The 16,451-nt window shown below is 40.0% G+C and carries 11 protein-coding genes and 1 riboswitch; of the genes, 9 read left to right on the top strand and 2 right to left on the bottom strand.

Going from position 1 to position 16,451, the window contains the following annotated elements; translation table 11 throughout:
- Positions 1 to 13 precede the first annotated feature (13 nt).
- A riboswitch (SAM riboswitch) is annotated at positions 14 to 129 on the bottom strand.
- 71 nt (positions 130 to 200) lie between these two features.
- On the top strand, positions 201 to 1,745 hold the full coding sequence (locus ED557_00135) for a tetratricopeptide repeat protein (GenBank protein ID RNC85223.1): 1,545 nt from the start codon (positions 201 to 203) through the stop codon (positions 1,743 to 1,745).
- 2 nt (positions 1,746 to 1,747) lie between these two features.
- Here ED557_00135 and ED557_00130 read toward each other — a convergent pair whose 3' ends face one another.
- On the bottom strand, positions 1,748 to 3,421 hold the full coding sequence (locus ED557_00130) for a hypothetical protein (GenBank protein RNC85222.1): 1,674 nt from the start codon (positions 3,419 to 3,421) through the stop codon (positions 1,748 to 1,750).
- Between the two features lie 85 nt (positions 3,422 to 3,506).
- Here ED557_00130 and ED557_00125 point away from each other — a divergent pair, with 85 nt between their 5' ends.
- The 5 genes from ED557_00125 (at position 3,507) to ED557_00105 (ending at position 10,580) form a co-directional block, all read left to right on the top strand.
- Positions 3,507 to 4,913: an arginine decarboxylase gene (locus ED557_00125; protein ID RNC85221.1), complete on the top strand. Its 1,407-nt coding sequence runs from the start codon at positions 3,507 to 3,509 to the stop codon at positions 4,911 to 4,913.
- Positions 4,903 to 5,877, top strand: a complete 975-nt coding sequence (locus tag ED557_00120; GenBank protein RNC85220.1) for a deoxyhypusine synthase — start codon at positions 4,903 to 4,905, stop codon at positions 5,875 to 5,877. The genes ED557_00125 and ED557_00120 overlap by 11 nt, the downstream gene beginning before the upstream one ends.
- A gap of 214 nt (positions 5,878 to 6,091) precedes the next feature.
- A complete protein-coding gene (locus ED557_00115; GenBank protein ID RNC85219.1) occupies positions 6,092 to 8,074 on the top strand; it encodes a dehydrogenase in 1,983 nt (660 codons plus the stop codon).
- Positions 8,075 to 8,142: 68 nt separating this feature from the next.
- Complete coding sequence (locus ED557_00110; GenBank protein RNC85218.1) at positions 8,143 to 9,711, top strand: RNA-directed DNA polymerase; 1,569 nt, start codon at positions 8,143 to 8,145, stop codon at positions 9,709 to 9,711.
- Positions 9,712 to 9,782: 71 nt separating this feature from the next.
- Positions 9,783 to 10,580, top strand: a complete 798-nt coding sequence (locus ED557_00105) for a TIGR02391 family protein (GenBank protein ID RNC85217.1) — start codon at positions 9,783 to 9,785, stop codon at positions 10,578 to 10,580.
- A gap of 388 nt (positions 10,581 to 10,968) precedes the next feature.
- Here ED557_00105 and ED557_00100 read toward each other — a convergent pair whose 3' ends face one another.
- Entirely contained in the window at positions 10,969 to 13,710 is a 2,742-nt protein-coding gene (locus ED557_00100; protein ID RNC85216.1) for a S9 family peptidase, read from the bottom strand.
- Positions 13,711 to 13,882: 172 nt separating this feature from the next.
- Between ED557_00100 and ED557_00095 the strand changes: the two genes are divergently transcribed.
- From ED557_00095 to ED557_00085, 3 genes are read left to right on the top strand one after another with little or no spacing between them, the layout of a single operon-like run.
- A complete protein-coding gene (locus ED557_00095; GenBank protein ID RNC85215.1) occupies positions 13,883 to 14,674 on the top strand; it encodes a hypothetical protein in 792 nt (263 codons plus the stop codon).
- A 25-nt stretch (positions 14,675 to 14,699) separates the two neighbouring features.
- Positions 14,700 to 16,037: a hypothetical protein gene (locus tag ED557_00090; protein ID RNC85214.1), complete on the top strand. Its 1,338-nt coding sequence runs from the start codon at positions 14,700 to 14,702 to the stop codon at positions 16,035 to 16,037.
- Between the two features lie 23 nt (positions 16,038 to 16,060).
- A complete protein-coding gene (locus ED557_00085; GenBank protein RNC85213.1) occupies positions 16,061 to 16,402 on the top strand; it encodes a hypothetical protein in 342 nt (113 codons plus the stop codon).
- The last annotated feature ends 49 nt before the right edge of the window (positions 16,403 to 16,451 follow it).

Genomic DNA, 16,451 nt, shown 5'->3' with positions numbered 1-16,451 from the left:
GTGAAAAAATGATCACTTATCTATCTCTGAACTTCTTTTTCAGAGTGGGATTTGGCACCTTTTCCGATTATATCGAAATGGTTGCCAAGACTTCATCGGGCCCATTCCCTCAGTCTTTCTTAATAAGCATTAACAGTTTTAAAGATAACATAATTGATAACTACAAAAAAAGAATTACTTTCTTTCAAAATTCTATTCATATGCCGAAAAAAATCTTTCTACTCGTTTGCTTGTTGCCTCTCCTAATCCTCCCAAAAAATGCATCAGCTCAGTATGAAGAAGCTGTATCCATTGCAAGTGAAGAAGCATGTAATTGTATAAAAAATTTCCAGAGTGATAGTACTCTTACTTCATTTGAAGAGGAGTTCGAAAAGTGTTTGGTCAATTTTTTTGAAGAAAACTCTGATTTACTTGTGCTATTTGGTTCAGATAGTACACAAGCATTTGATATATCGATGATAGATGAAGAGTTTGGAGAACAAATAGGCTATGAATTATTGCGGACTTGCCCTGCTTTTCTGGAAGTAATGCTACAGCAAGAACAGGAACAAAAAGAACAAACAGAAAAGGATAGTTATCAACGGTTATTGGATGCCAATGAAATAGCCAACACTAAAGGCTGCGAGGAAGGTAATATTGTTTACTCAGAGATAATTAATACTCCAAATGTACCCGATTCAACACTTACTACAACCTATAATAATAGAGGGTATTGTAAATATTTACTTGGGGATTATTATGGAGCTATTGGAGATCTATCCACTTCAATAGAAAGATACCCAGGTTTTGTTTTGGCACTTAGCAACAGAGGATTAGCTAAAAGAAGTATCGGGGATTATAATGGAGCTATTCTAGATTTTAGTGAAGCTTTAAAATACGACCCTGTAAACATCACCTCACTTAATGGTCGGGGTCTTACCTATTATTATCAGAGCAAATTTTCTGAAGCGCTAAACGATTACCAAACCGCTTTAAATATAGATTCAACTCAGGCTTACCTTCATTTTAATTCGGGGCTTGCTTATCAGTATCTCGAAGATGATGTAAATGCGGTTAGGTCCTTCGAAAAAAACTATGAGCTTGGTGGGAATTTTACTGATCAAAGCTATTATCTGGCTCAATCCTACACAAACATTTATGAATATGACAAAGCTATTAATATCCTGCTAGATGACTCTTTAACAATGTCTGACCCGATAAACCTTTTAGAGGTAGGAAAGAACTTTTATTACAAAGAAAGATATCGCGATGCCATCAAGTATTTCGATCTTTCCCTGAATATAGATTCTACTTCGTTTGAGACGAACATGTTTAAAGCATACGCACTTCAAGATAGTACATTACACCAGGCCTCCCTTGAATACTTTGAAAGAACCTTTCTCATCGATTCTACTTCATCTAACCTAACCTATTACTATGGGTATTCTCTGTTTGAACTAGAGGATTTTGAAGGGGCAGAAACCTTGTTCTCTAAAACTATTTCTCTTGATGAAAGCTTTACGCAAGCTTATGATTACAGAGCCCGGGCAAGAGTTAATCTTAATAAAATTGAAGAAGCAATTAATGATTTTACAATGTCCATTGAGCTCTACCCTAACGATGCTCAAATTTATTTAGAAAGAGGTAAGCTCTATTTAGAGCAAGATGAAAAAGAAAAAGCTTGTATTGATTTCAATTTAGCTTTCCAGTTAGAATTGGAATCAGAAGAACTTGATTCTATTAGAGCGAATAGTTGCTCTGAATAAAATCACAATTTCGTATTAATACCCACATGTACCTTCCCATTACCTATGGTTTCTTCAGGTGAAATAGCATAGGTAAAGGTTAATCGACCTACAGCAACTTTATAGCTAATTCCAAATCCCAGGGATGAAAGGTAATCAGTGGTTTTAAAACTATTATCAATCTCACTGAATAATCGAGGACGATGATATCCGCCATACGCTCCAAAACCGAATAGATAAGATGATCTATTTATTAAAAAGCGATACTCAAGTTCTCCCCACACCAATGTTGAAGCAGTGAATTGCTCTTCCTCATACCCCCTGAATGAAGACGCTCCCCCGAAGCGATAAAGATCATTTTCTGTAATAGTATTGGCATTCAGAAAGAATCCTTGGGTAGAAACTACCACAACTCCTTTCCTGGAAACCGGAATAAATTGAGAAAAACTGGAATACACATAGCGCTGTGCTATCACCCTTGAAGAATCTGACTCAATATCCTTTGCAGAAGTTCCGAGACTAAGCTCTAAACGGTTGCCTTGGGTTGGCACATCCGGGTTATCCAGCGTTGAATACCTGAAACCAAGCTCGGCATATTGTTTCTTCCCATCAGGCTCAAGATTTGTAATGGCTGAACTGGATGAAGTAGATGATATCTGGCCAATTGCACCTGTTAATCTCATTCTATTAGAAACCTGGTAAAAAGAGCTCAACCTGAGATCGCGTGTCTGGTAAGTAGTATCATTCTGGTAAAAGTTGAAATTGAAACCCAATCCAATAGGTATCTGATCTATCCAGTGCTGTTCAACTCCAATATTCAACCGTGTTGTTTCAGGTCGTAACCGTTGATAATTCAAATCAATGCCGTTGCCCTGGCTTAGTACGTTCCATAGAGATAGTTCAAAATTACCAACAATTTGCCCATCTCCATTCTGATCAGGAACATATCCAAGGAGCCCATCAAACTGGTTCAAAGAGCGCTCTTGTACAGAAATCAAAAGTACAGTTGATGATGAATCAATCACAATTTCAGGATAGAATACCTGCTCAAAAAGCTCAGTCCCCAGCAATCGTTCTTGGATACCTTTCAGATAATCAGGAGTAATGAGCAGTGAATCACGGAATGATGAAATCTTTTTAAGATAAGCTTGATTATTCAGTCTGTTTCCAAGGAATAGGATTTCAGAAGTGTAGTATTTCTGACCTGCATTCACCTTTAAATGTATATCCAGGGTACATTTCCCTGTTTGTTGATCAATATGCTCGATCTCTAAACTGGCAAAGGCATACCCTTCGTCTTCAAAGTCTGATAGAACTTGACCGGCGATTTCTTCAAGCTTTGTATCGGAATAGGAACCAAATCCTTCTAATCGATACTTCGAATTGACCTCAGATTGCACCATCACATTTTCAATCTGAAACAGGCATCCTTTATTGATCTCAAATCGCAATTCTCCAAGTTGCCTTATCTTAGCAGCAAGAAATCCTTTTGAAGCATACCACTGCTTTAAAATCTCATTTTCGCTCCCATTTGCTGACGTAAGTGAAGCCTTTAATTCATTTGGGATACCAAGCTCCTTACCATCTTCGGTGATTTTTATAACAGACTGGGCATCAACGTTATGAGTTAATACTAACATCACCAAAAGAACGAATATACCAGCTGGAAAAACTTTGTTGAGAGCAGATGAAATCATTACTGAATAATAACCAATGCATCCATTTTTATTGTGGCATAAACTAAATAACTTTGCACCCGCTTATCTCGCATCTTTTACCTGAATGAAAAACACCTACCGAGAACTTATTGAACAGACCTACGACTTCCCTCAAAATGGGTTTGATGAGTCAAACGGGTACCTGACCTTCAATAACGTAGATTTAAAGCACCTAATAGATAAATATGGCACTCCATTTCGTTTGACCTATTTACCTAAGATTAAAGAACAGATTCGAGAGGCACGCACTTACTTCAAAAATGCTTTTGAAAAGCACAATTACAGCGGTAACTATGAATTCTGTTATTGCACTAAGTGCTGTCATTTCAGCCATGTAATACGAACCGCCCTTACTGAAGATGTTTCTATCGAAACCTCATCTTCCTTCGATATCGACCTGATTGAACGTCTTCATCAAAACGGAAGACTTGATACATCCACAACCCTGGTTCACAATGGGTATAAGACCGATAACTACATTAAAAAGATTGGAAGGTTACTTGAGCAGGGTTTTGAGAACTCAATTACGGTGTTGGACAGCCCCAATGAGTTAGCTAAGCTTGAGTCCTTAAACACCTCAAAACCTATCAAAATTGGGCTTAGAATCTCTATTGAAGAAAGTCCTGGGGCCGCCTATTACACTTCTCGATTGGGAATCAATAAGGGAGAAATCCTGGATTTGGTAAAAAACAAGATCGTTGGAAATCCTAAATTTGAATTGGTGATGGTTCATTTCTTCGTGGATTCCGGAATAACCGACTCTCTCTACTATTGGGGAGAGTTTCAAAAGGCACTTTCGCTCTTCGTAAAACTCAAAAAACTTGCTCCTGGATTATCTGCACTGAATATCGGAGGTGGATTCCCGATCCAAAATAGCCTCAGCTTCGATTATGATTACCAGTATATCGTGAATGAAATCATCCGAAATGTGAAAGAGGCCTGTATTGAAGCAGATGTGAGCGAGCCCGATCTATTCACAGAATTTGGGAAATTCACCGTTGGCGAAAGTGGGGCTGTCATTTTTGAAGTGCTGGAGCAAAAACAGCAAAACGATACCGAGTTGTGGTATATCATTGATAACAGCCTGATGAATACGATTCCTGATGCCTGGTCCATTAACGAAAAGTTCATCCTCCTCCCCCTGAATAAATGGGATAAAATGTATAAACGAATCAATATCGGGGGCATCAGCTGTGATCATCTGGACTATTACAACTCTGAACAACTAAATCAGCAGATTCTCCTTCCTGGATATTCAGAAACTGACAAAGAACCTTTGTATGTGGGATTTTTCCATACCGGTGCCTACCAGGATGCCATTAGTGGGTACGGAGGAATTAAACATTGCCTGATCCCTTCGCCCAAACAAGTGGTTGTGGATATTGATGAAGATGGTAACCTTATTGACCATGTGTACCGGGAAGAACAAAACGTAGAAAACATGCTAAATATCCTTGGCTATGACGACTAACAAAGGACCCGTTTCTCAATTTATACTCCACCATTATCGACATTTTAATGCAGCATCACTAGTTGATGCTGCAAAGGCTTACGAAGATCAGTTGACTTCTAATGCGAAGATGATGATCACTCTTGCCGGGGCAATGAGTACCGCTGAACTTGGCATCTCATTGGCAGAAATGATCCGGCAGGATAAGGTGCACATTATCACCTGTACCGGGGCAAACCTGGAAGAAGATGTGTTCAATCTGGTTGCTCATAATCATTATAAGCGAATACCCAACTATCGAGACCTAAGTCCTGAAGCTGAACAGGAACTGTTAGATAATCACTTTAATCGTGTCACTGATACCTGTATCCCCGAAGAAGAGGCTATGAGGGCTATCGAGGAGCATTTGGTAAAACGATGGGTTTCTGCTTCCGAAAACGGAGATCGATTCTTTCCTCACGAGTATTTCTACGACATCCTACTTTCCGGAGACCTGACTCCCTCCTACCAGATCGATGCGAAAAACTCCTGGTTATTAGCTGCAGCAGAGAAAAACACCCCTATTATAGTACCAGGATGGGAAGATTCTACCTGTGGTAATTTCTTTGCTTCTCACTGTATCGAAGGCAGAACCAAGCCTTCTGCTATGAAATCAGGCATTGAATACATGATGTTCCTGGCGGAATGGTACCAACTAAATTCAACGAATGGAATTGGTTTTTTCCAGATCGGCGGAGGAATAGCCGGAGACTTCCCGATATGCGTGGTTCCTATGCTAGACCAGGATTTAGGCATTGATGCTTCTCTGTGGTCTTATTTCTGCCAGATAAGCGATTCTACCACCAGTTATGGCTCTTATTCAGGAGCGGTCCCCAATGAGAAAATCACTTGGGGCAAGCTGGGAATAGATACTCCGAAATTTATTATCGAATCGGATGCAACCATTGTAGCTCCGTTAATTTTCGCTTACCTGCTCGGTTGGTAGAAAAAGCGGTTTTCTGATTCACTTCCCTATTGTTGATGGATACAAATTTGCCTATCTACTCGACTTAAAACAACCTTGTTGTCATTCTGAGCCCGCCTTCCGAAGTACTCGTACGGAGGACAGGCAAAAGCGAAGAATCTCGTCGACTTAAAGCCGATTAGATCCTTCGGAAATATCCTCAGGATGACCATTAATAAGAGTTACATTAGTCTTCGTGATCAAACCATCAAAAAAGATTAGTAAAAAAAAAGCCCTTGAGATCTATCGGGCACTGCTCCTTCCCCGTTCTATTGAAGAACGAATGCTTAAGCTTCTTCGCCAGAACAAGATCAGCAAATGGTTTTCCGGAATCGGGCAAGAAGCTATTGCCGTTGGAGTTACGCTATCCAGCAAACAAGAAGATTATATCCTTCCCATGCACCGGAACCTTGGGGTGTTTACTACCCGGGAAGTGCCCTTCTACCCTCTCTTCTGCCAACTGTTCGGAAAGACAGATGGATTCAGCAAAGGACGGGAGCGTTCCTTCCATTTTGGTGTAATGGAGCACAACATTGTTGGGATGATCTCCCACCTGGCAGCAATGATGCCAGTTGCTGATGGAATTGCACTGGCGAAGCAACTGAAAAAAGAAGATGCGGTCGCTTTTTCTTTTTGCGGGGATGGTGCCACTAGTGAAGGAGATTTCCACGAAGCCATTAACCTGGCTGCGGTATGGGATTTACCCGTGATATTCATCATTGAGAACAACGGCTATGGACTTTCTACTCCTACCAAAGAACAATATGCCTGCGAGCGACTGGTAGACAAAGCCAAAGGATATGGCATAGAAGGTTTTCATATTGATGGAAACGATGTTTTTGAAGTGATGTCTACCATCGAAAAGGCTCGTAAACTAACTCTTAAAGGTAAGCCTGTTCTTATTGAAGCCCAGACATTTAGAATGCGTGGCCATGAAGAAGCTTCTGGTACTGCCTATGTCCCTCAAGACATGTTTGATACCTGGTCGAAAAAGGATCCCATCAAACGAATGGAGGAATACCTTCAATCAGAGCATAAGCTCAGCGAAGAGGCTCTATTAGAAATCAAGCAAGAGATAGAGCCCTCATTCAGAGAAGACCTTGATAAAGCCCTCAATGCAGAGCTTCCCATATTTGATAAGCAAACAGAGCTTGATGCGGTTTTTTCCAATGAAACTCCCTCTATTTCTTCTATTGAAAAGAGTGGCTCCTCTGAAAAACGCTTTATTGATGCCATCCAGCAATCTTTAGCTCAGGCTTTTGAGGAAGATGAATCCTTTCTCATTATGGGACAGGATATCGCCGAATATGGCGGGGTTTTTAAAATCACAGAAGGCTTCACAGACAAGTTTGGCAAGGAGCGGGTCAGGAATACCCCCATTATTGAATCAGGAGCCTTAGGAGCCGCTTTAGGTCTGTCTTTGGAAGGATTTAAACCTGTGGTTGAAATGCAGTTTGCGGACTTTGTGAGCTGCGGGATGAACCAGATCATCCAGAATATTGCCAAATCCCATTATCGCTGGACTCCACCGATGAATATTACCATCCGGCTCCCTCATGGAGCAGGCGTTGGTGCTGGGCCTTTCCACTCCCAGTCACCGGAAGGTTGGTTTATGCCTCATGCAGGATTGAAGATTGTAGTTCCTGGAACTGTGGAAGATGCCCAAAACCTGCTTTACAGCTCCCTCTATGATCCAAATCCGGTACTCTTCTTTGAGCATAAAAAGCTGTACCGAAGTCTGAGAAGCACTACCCCTGATTCCGTTTCTTATGAGCCACTTGGGAAAGCTAAAATCCAGCGAGCAGGAACTGACGCTTCCATCATCACTTATGGAATGGGCGTGCAATGGGCATTGGAATTAGCTACAGAACTGGAAAAAGATAGGATTTCCCTGGAAATCCTGGATCTCCGTTGCCTCTCTCCCCTCGACCTGGAGGCTATTAAAGCTACCGTCCAAAAAACCAACCGGGTTTTATTACTTCAGGAACCTTCTCTAACCATGGGCCCCATGAGTGAAGTCTCCGCCCTAATTAACGAACATTGCTTTGAATGGCTGGATGCCCCCGTCCTCCGCTCCGCTGCCCTTGATATGCCTATACCTTTCAATAAAGGCTTAGAGGATGGCTATTTGAATTTGGAGGGATTGAAGGGGAAGGTTGAGGATTTATTAGCTTATTAAATATTTGTTTATTAATGGCTAGAGTGTAGATTATCACCACTTAATAATCTATCTAATTGCATGGCTCTATGTTTAAGCTAACAGAAACAGAAATTGAAAATGCAATCAAAGCAATTGAATTTCATGGATATAGTGCCTTGTTACCCGAACCAATTGAGTGGCAAGTTGTATTAGAAAATCGAGTTGAAATTACCAACTATATAAAGGAACTCGATTTGGATAACTATAAACCTTTTAAACCAATGAAGGTTTTTGCTCCTAAGAATCGAGCTAATATTCGTGTTGTTCATCTACTGCACCCTCAAGATTTAATAATCTACACTGCGCTTACAATTATCGTAAAAAATGATATTGAAGCTGGACGTATTAGTAAGAAAGCAAAAAGAGTTTTCTCTTATCGGGTTGACACTTCAAAGTCAGATAGATTATATGACGCCCGTGGTGCACACGATGAATATTTGAGTTACCTAAAGAAGAAAAGTGATAAGAAAAATATAAAGTTTGTAGGCATTGCAGATATCGCAGATTTTTACCCTAGGATCTATCAGCATAGGCTTGAAAACGTAATTGAAACAATAGCAACAGATAATAGAAGTATAGAAGTAGCTAGAGTTTTAGTAAAAAAACTTATAAGTAATTTGATGGGGCGAAATAGTTATGGAATCCCAGTTGGACCTTATGCATCAAGAGTATTAGCTGAAGCAGTTCTAATTGATGTAGATGCTTTTCTATATTCAAAAAATATAGATTTCGTTAGATGGGTTGATGATTACAATATTTTTTGCAAATCTGAATATGAAGCTCAATCTACTTTATTTGGACTTGGAGAATGGCTTTACACAAATCATGGACTTACTTTTCAATCTGCAAAAACGAAAATATTACCAGTAAAAAGATATTTGGGCGAAATTCTAATAAAGCCAGATGATCAATTATCCAACAGAGATCAAGCTGTAGAATTTCTTCAGGATTTTACTTCAATCTATGAAGAAATCGATGAGGAAGATTTAGATGAGGGTGAAATTCAAGAAGTATTATTGAAGCTACAAGAATTTGATTTATTAGGCATGCTCAATGAATCTGTATCTGATCAAAATCTTGTTGACTATGAAATTGTTAAGTATGTGCTTACTAAGCTAAATAGAGTCCCGGGTGTTTCTGAAGACTTAAAAAAACAGGTATTAGATTTTGTTATTGAAAATGCAGAACTACTTTACCCTGTTACTGAACAAATAGCTAAATATGTTCAAAACTATAGTGGGCTTACTAGAAAAGAAAAAAAGGACATTGCGAAACTTCTACTTAAGCCATTAAAAAGTAAAAGGAACCCTCCTCCTAACTACTACGCAATGTGGATATTATGGATATTTTCGACTTCCGAAGATTGGAATCATTCAAAAGATATAATTGAGTTATATCAAAACTCTAACTCAGAAGTATTAAAAAGATACGCTGCACTGGCGATAGGAAAATGTGGAAACCGAGCAGAAGCCCTGGTGATCAAAAACGATTTTCCAGCTTCGTCTGATATACTAAAACTAGCAATTTTAAGTTCGTCAAATAAACTAGGCAAGGATGAAAGAAAGCACTGGAAATTAGCCAATCAAATAGATGGTATATTAGAAAAGAAAATTTAATCATACCTAAAATACCCCCATCTAACCAAGTGCCCGCTTAAATTTCTAACCTATTAATACATTTACCAACTATGTCAAGTACACCTCCTTATCTCACTTCTGGTCAAGTAGAAAAAATTGCACAGATTCTAGGAAATACAGAGGATGGTTTGACCGGAAGTCAAATTGGACAGCTACTTGAACAAGCTCGTATAAAAGATGTTGATCCAAACAACACAAAATGGAAAAGACTTTACAATGCCTTTGCAAACTGTCAAAATAAAGCTGGGAATAGTACTTGTGTATTTAACTTTATCCATCACGCACTAGAACCAGCTAGATATGTAGGAAGTAAAGATGTTTTTGAAAAAAGACAAGAAGAGATAAATAATGTTTTAGCCTTTGTTGGATTTAAGTTTTCTGACAATGGTAAATTTCTTAAAGCTTCTAAAGCTAAATCTTTATCAGAAGCAGAAAAAAAAGCCAGTCAACTTCGGAAAAAACTTCAAAATCGAGATGTTCATTTGGACGTCTTGAAATTTTGTAAGGCCGAATTACTGGAAGACAATTATTTTCATGCAGTACTTGAAGCCACAAAAAGTATAGCCGCAAAATTAAGAGAAAAGTCAGGTCTTGATCTTGATGGAAGTCACTTAATTGATGCTTCAATTGGTGGATCTTCTCCAAGGGTTTTAATAAATAGCTTCGAAACCCAGTCTGAAAAAAGTGAACAGAAAGGGTTCCTAAATTTGGTAAAAGGTTTATTTGGAACATTTAGAAATCCTGCTGCACATGAAGCAAGAATAGAATGGGATATGCCCGAGTCAGATGCTTTAGATCTCTTAGTTACTGCTTCTTATGTTCATAGAAGAATTGACAATTCTAACTAATTATTTGCGGTACCAAAAAAACTTTTTGGTGGACTAAATCGCACTTCCCTAACTTATCGCAAGCGTCCGCTTGTGCAATGTCTCTGGTCCAAGTGGATACTGAATCAAGTTCAGTACAGGCTACTTGAACCAGTTTTACTAAATGCAGTCATGCTGAACTTGATTCAGCATCTGTAAGGAGTAGCTTTAGCTAATAACAAGCCCTCTATCGCGAATCATCCCCTACAGATCCCGGGACCTGTGCTGAACTTGATTCAGTATCAAGTCCGGGATGACGACTACTTGGCGGATGATTGTCATTCCCACGAAGGTGGGAATCTAGATTGTTATCAAGAGCAATTATTCTATTTAAATCCAGATTCCTGCCTACGCAGGAATGACTTAACTCCTACCGCCCCTGAAACCTTTCACCGGAGATGATCCACTCGGGTTCGCCTTCTCCTTTCAGGTAGTAATCGAAATACTCCTTCATGCGGATGGCATAATCCAGCTTGTTTTCGAATTTCTGTAGGTGATGAGGTTCTCCATGGTACTGTAGGAAAATCACGTCTTTATCAAAGCGGCGCATGGCCAGGTACATCTCAATGCTTTGGTACCAGGGCACGGCTCCATCATCGTCTCCGTGCTGGATGAGCATCGGCGTGGTGATTTGATCGGCATAAAAGACCGGGGAATTTTCAATGTATTTCATCGGAGCATCCACCAGGGTCTCTCCTATCCGACTTTGCGTTTTTTCATACTGGAAACTACGTGCTAATCCAGACGCCCACCGTATTCCACCATAAGCGCTGGTCATATTACTAACCGGGGCACCTGAAACAGCCGCATCAAAAATATCAGTCTGGGTGACAATAAAGGCTGTTTGGTATCCGCTCCAGGAATGACCGTGTAGCCCCAGTTTATCAGGATCAGCAATACCTATATCAACTAGCTTCTGTATACCCGGAACCACGCTTTTGGTAGCTGCAAAACCAGGTCGACCAATTTCAAAGCGTACATCCGGCAGGAATACTACATAACCATCACTCACATATTGGGCAAAGACCGGGCGGTGGTTAGTTCTCGGCTCATTGAAATCATGCAAACGATTAGTAAAGAATCGATAGTAATAGGTCATGATGGGATACTTCTTATTAGGATCGTAATCATCGGGTTTGATGACCACCCCCTGCATATAGGTTCCATCGGTGCTTAACCAATCCACCAGTTCAGCTTTCCCCCAATTCCATTTCTCACTCAGGTTCTCATGTAGATTCGTTTGCTTTGCTACATCTCTAAACATCCAGTCATTGGCTACCCATAGATTCGGGAATTCATCATAAGCCTCTCGCTTATACAACACAGCATCCGAGTCATCGGCCTTAGTCACAAAAGTGAACTTTTTGTCTTCTTCCAAAAGCACCTCTACTTCAGAATCATTGATCCCTGTTGAATAGAAGCCGAAGTTCTTGTTTAAATCGTGGTAAGAATTGAGAAGAACCCTCTGACCAGGTGCAAACGCATTCCCGCTATTATCCAGGCGAGTAATACGGAAAATGCGGTTTTCGGCTCTTCCCTCTCCACCGGTAATGTTGGTAGAGTTTCCATTCCTGGTATCAAACTTCCAGACATCGAATTTGTCATAAATCAGCACATGGGCATCGTTGGAAGTCCAACCAGCTACCCCGTAACCTGGAACAGCGCTTGGATAGTCATGATCTTCGTTATAAAAAGGGTTGTCTATTCCTCCTGTTAAATTTCGGGAAGACTCATTTTCAACATCATACAGGTACCAGTGCTTATCCTGGTAGTAGGCAACATAATTTCCTTCCTTAGAAAGTTGAGGAAAGAATCCCTGACGACTTAGAAATTGCGTCTTCTCTCCTGTTTCCAGGTCTATGGTATGGAAATCGCGATAGGTACCATCCCAGGTTCTATCCTTTCGATAAGGTAAGTTGCTATATCCCAGCACTACATTCTCATTGTGATGTAGCTGAACATCGGGAACGGATTTATCACCTAATTGCACCCACTTTGCCCGTCTTCCAAAATGATAGACTGCTGTGTATAAATGATTCTTTCTTCCGTTCCAGGTCTGAATTTCATGTGTTTTGATTAGAGGATCATCTCCATGCCAGATATCCAGGCCTCGGTCATCAATAATAGAATTGATGTCATAAATATCGATCTCCTCTTCTTCCTCATCCTTTTGGTTATCCAGATCAACCATTTCACGATCTCTTAGTGCAAAGAACAATCGATCCCCATCATGGGTAAACAGCAGGCGGTTTCTGGATCGCAAAGCAAACTCATCATCTACATCACCGGGCTCCACCAGAGTACTCAGGTCTTTGTTTCTGGATGTCCATAGCATTAGTGATGCATCGCTGTCTATGAAATTAGTATCATAGGTCGCCACTGTGAAAGCCAGATTCGATTTCTTAGGCTCCCAGGTTAAATTGCTAAATACTCCTGATTCGATGTTCTGAACTGTCATTGTTTCTTTTGCAGAGAGATCAAACAGATAGACCCCGTTTTCCATATTGGAGGTGTCAATAACCGAATAGGCTAAATAGCTGGACAAGCTGTCGAAGGCAAAAGCTGTAACGAAGTCAAAAGAAAACTCTTCTTCGGTTCCCAATTCGCGAAGCACCAACTCGGTGCCAAGTTTCTTGTTTTTCGATTTCAGATCCGTGATCTCCTTTGTCTGAAGTTTCTTATAAACCAGCCATTCCCCGTTATTCGAAAACCGGAAGCTGGTTACACTGTCAAATTGAGCAATGGAACCATCCTCCAGGGAAAGTAAACTCATCCCTCGTTTTGGGGCCTTCTTTTTTTCTTTCAATTGAACTGCTAAAGAGACTTCTCGTCTGGCAGCTACCCATAATTCATTGGATGAAATAATAGGATTAGCACCCAACTCGATTTGGTATTCCGTGTTTCCATTAACCTGGCTAGCAACCGAATATCCATCTCCACGATCAGGCCAAACCCCATAAATCAACCAGTTTCCCTGGTCAGATATTCTTGGTGTGGTGAGGTCTTCGAATTTCATCACATCTTCGAAGGTGAGTTGCCCTTGTGCAAATACAGAAACAGGTAAACAAAGTATAGTTACAAAGAGCAGTATTCTTTTGACGATCAATTTCATAGCTATCTAGTTAGTTTTAAGCATTCAAGTATAGCAAATTCGAAATGGTTTAAAAGCCAAGTTTTGTAAATCAGGATAATTCCCGTTCTTATCTGAACCTTGGACGTTGAACTCTCAACATAGAACACAATGGATTATCAGTATGAGTGACAAGTACCCAAAAACTAAATTCATGAAGTTTGTTTGGACATTCAATGGAATTGGATTAGCTGTACTTATTGTGATCTCTATAATTGACATCCTTCCATTTCACAGAGTTGGTTATTGGTTTGAATCCGACACCTCGGAGAAGGGACTTATTGTAGCAAAGAAAGCTGAAAGAGCAGAACAGTTAAATATCGATCTTCAACATTTGATTTATGATCAACCTACAAGTATCAAAAACTCGGAATTCTATTACTCCCCCGTTATAGTACAGGATAAAGACTTGCCTAGAGACGTGGTGGATATGATTAACTCAGCAAGCGATATTTCCATATACATGGTCGGAGCTGCGATTAATGTCATCTTTTTCAATAAAGACCGAACCGAAGTTAGAAGGCTATTACCAAATAATGGTTACATACATAGCTTTACTATTGGTTCTAGAGAGGGGCGCTATTACTCCCAAGATGAAGAGCACCTTCCATTTGCCATATATAAAATTGCACTAGCTGACAACAACGGCGATTCAAGAATTAATGATAAAGACTTTACCCCTTATTATATCTCTGACCTTGATGGTACCAATTTAAGGCAAATCACTCCGGATAGCCTTGACCTTAGACAGATTTGGTTTTCGGATGATTATAATGAGATTTACTTCGACCGTGTCCTCGAAGATAGAGATAGCCCATTGGCCTACCGTAATCATTTCGAAAAAACCAGAATAATTTACTACTACAACATCAATAGAGATGAGTTCAAGATGTTTGATGAACTTCAGAATGAATTTCTTGATATCCAAAACTCATTTAAAAACTAACCCACTAAATATTCTTTGACTACTAATGAGTGAGTTTTTTCAATCTATAGTTGAGAGTCCCATCCTTCAGGCTCTTGCTATCATACTTGGTATCGCTGCTCCTGCTTTCGGGATCGTAATGTGGGTAATCAAGTCCGCAAAAAATAAGAACCAGAAACCTGTCAATTTTAAACAGAGCCAAGAAGAATTTGTCATCATCAATAAGAAATTTGGAGGACTTAACCGTACTCAGATCTCACGAATTGCGCATTCCATCAATCTGGATTACCTAAAGGATGAGAAATTCCTACCGCTAGAAGAACTTCCTTTGCTTTGTATTGATCGATGGATTCCTGAAAAGCCTGTTCCACTTGAAAGTATATCCTGTTCGTTGATAGATGAAAAAGCTCCAGAACTCAATCCGGTTAAACTATCTCTTCCCTATACCGATGAGCAAAATCATTTTCCCCTTTATACAAGCGCAGTCAAGGAATTACTCAAGCCAAAAATATTTGAGGATAACCGCCAATATCGATTTCTGGATTTGGAAAGTGATGGATCGAACTTTCAGTTCAATATTTCCAGAAAACCGTACAGCTATTTCTATAAGATCAACTATGGAAAAGGGGTACAGCATGAATTGATTAGCGAGCTCCTTCGAATAAACAAAATTGACTTATTCGATGATGTATTTTCCTTTGATAAAACCCCTAAAATCAAATCTCTCCCTTTCAGAAGGAAGGTTCTCGAAGGACTAAAGAACACCGAAACTTTCAATCATACGGTGGTCTTAGGTGGGGTTTCTACACTTACTTTGCTTTATGATGGAAACTCCTTCCGCTTTCTATTGCATGAACGAGGTTCAGGACAAGGGTATGCTGCAAATATCCGGCACGTTATTCCAGCTGGAGAATATCAGCCATTGAGCAAAGGCGATAACTTCAGCAAGGATCTCCCTTTATGGAATAATACCATGAGAGAGTACGCGGAAGAGCTTGGGAACCTGGAAGAATTCAAAGGAGAAGAGGGCAAAATCTTCGACTATTCAAAAACCTCCCCGTTTAGCGATTATCTAAGAGAAGTAGAACAGGGAAACATCAAAAACTTCTTTCTTGGTTTTGGCCTGGACCCACTCAGCTTACAGGCGGAAGTAGTTTCTGTTTCCATCTTTAAAGAAGACACTTTCAACGAGCTCTTTGGCCCCACTCCTTTCACAAATAATGATGAGGGAGTCATCATTACCGAAGCCGACCGATGGGGAATTCCGTTTACTAAAGAAGAAGTAGATCAACGATTAGAAGAAGGATTATTAGCTGCCGGAGACTCCGCCTTGCGGCTGGCTTTTAAACATCTTGAGTTTTTGAAGAATAGTATGGATAATTAGACTGTTTAATAACCTGACCCATTATGAAAAAAGCTCTCTTCTACCTCGCAACTCTTTCATTCTTTGGATTCTTTATCCTTATCTATTTCTTTAAGGTTGATACAAGCCAGGAAAATTCTGTTGCTATTACCGGAGTAGTTACAAATATCATTGAAGGCCCTTCTTATGATATTGTTTTCAAGCTGGAGGGTGACGATACCAGGTACTACATCAATCGGGGTATTGAGCAAGGATTTAACGTTGAAGAATTACAAGACGAGCTTCTTGGAGTTGAAATAGAGCTTTGGGTAGCTCAAAATCCTATTAGCAATCCCCGGCATATAACTCACCTCACCCACGGTACTATCGCTTTCAGCGAGTGGTAGAATAGCCCCTGTCCAGATTCACAATTATTGACACATATTATATTGTTTC

It is taken from the genome of Balneola sp., assembly GCA_003712055.1.
Classification (GTDB): domain Bacteria; phylum Bacteroidota; class Rhodothermia; order Balneolales; family Balneolaceae; genus RHLJ01.
The sequence above is the reverse complement of the archived record's forward strand: the minus strand, read 5'-3'. Positions and strand labels throughout refer to the sequence as shown.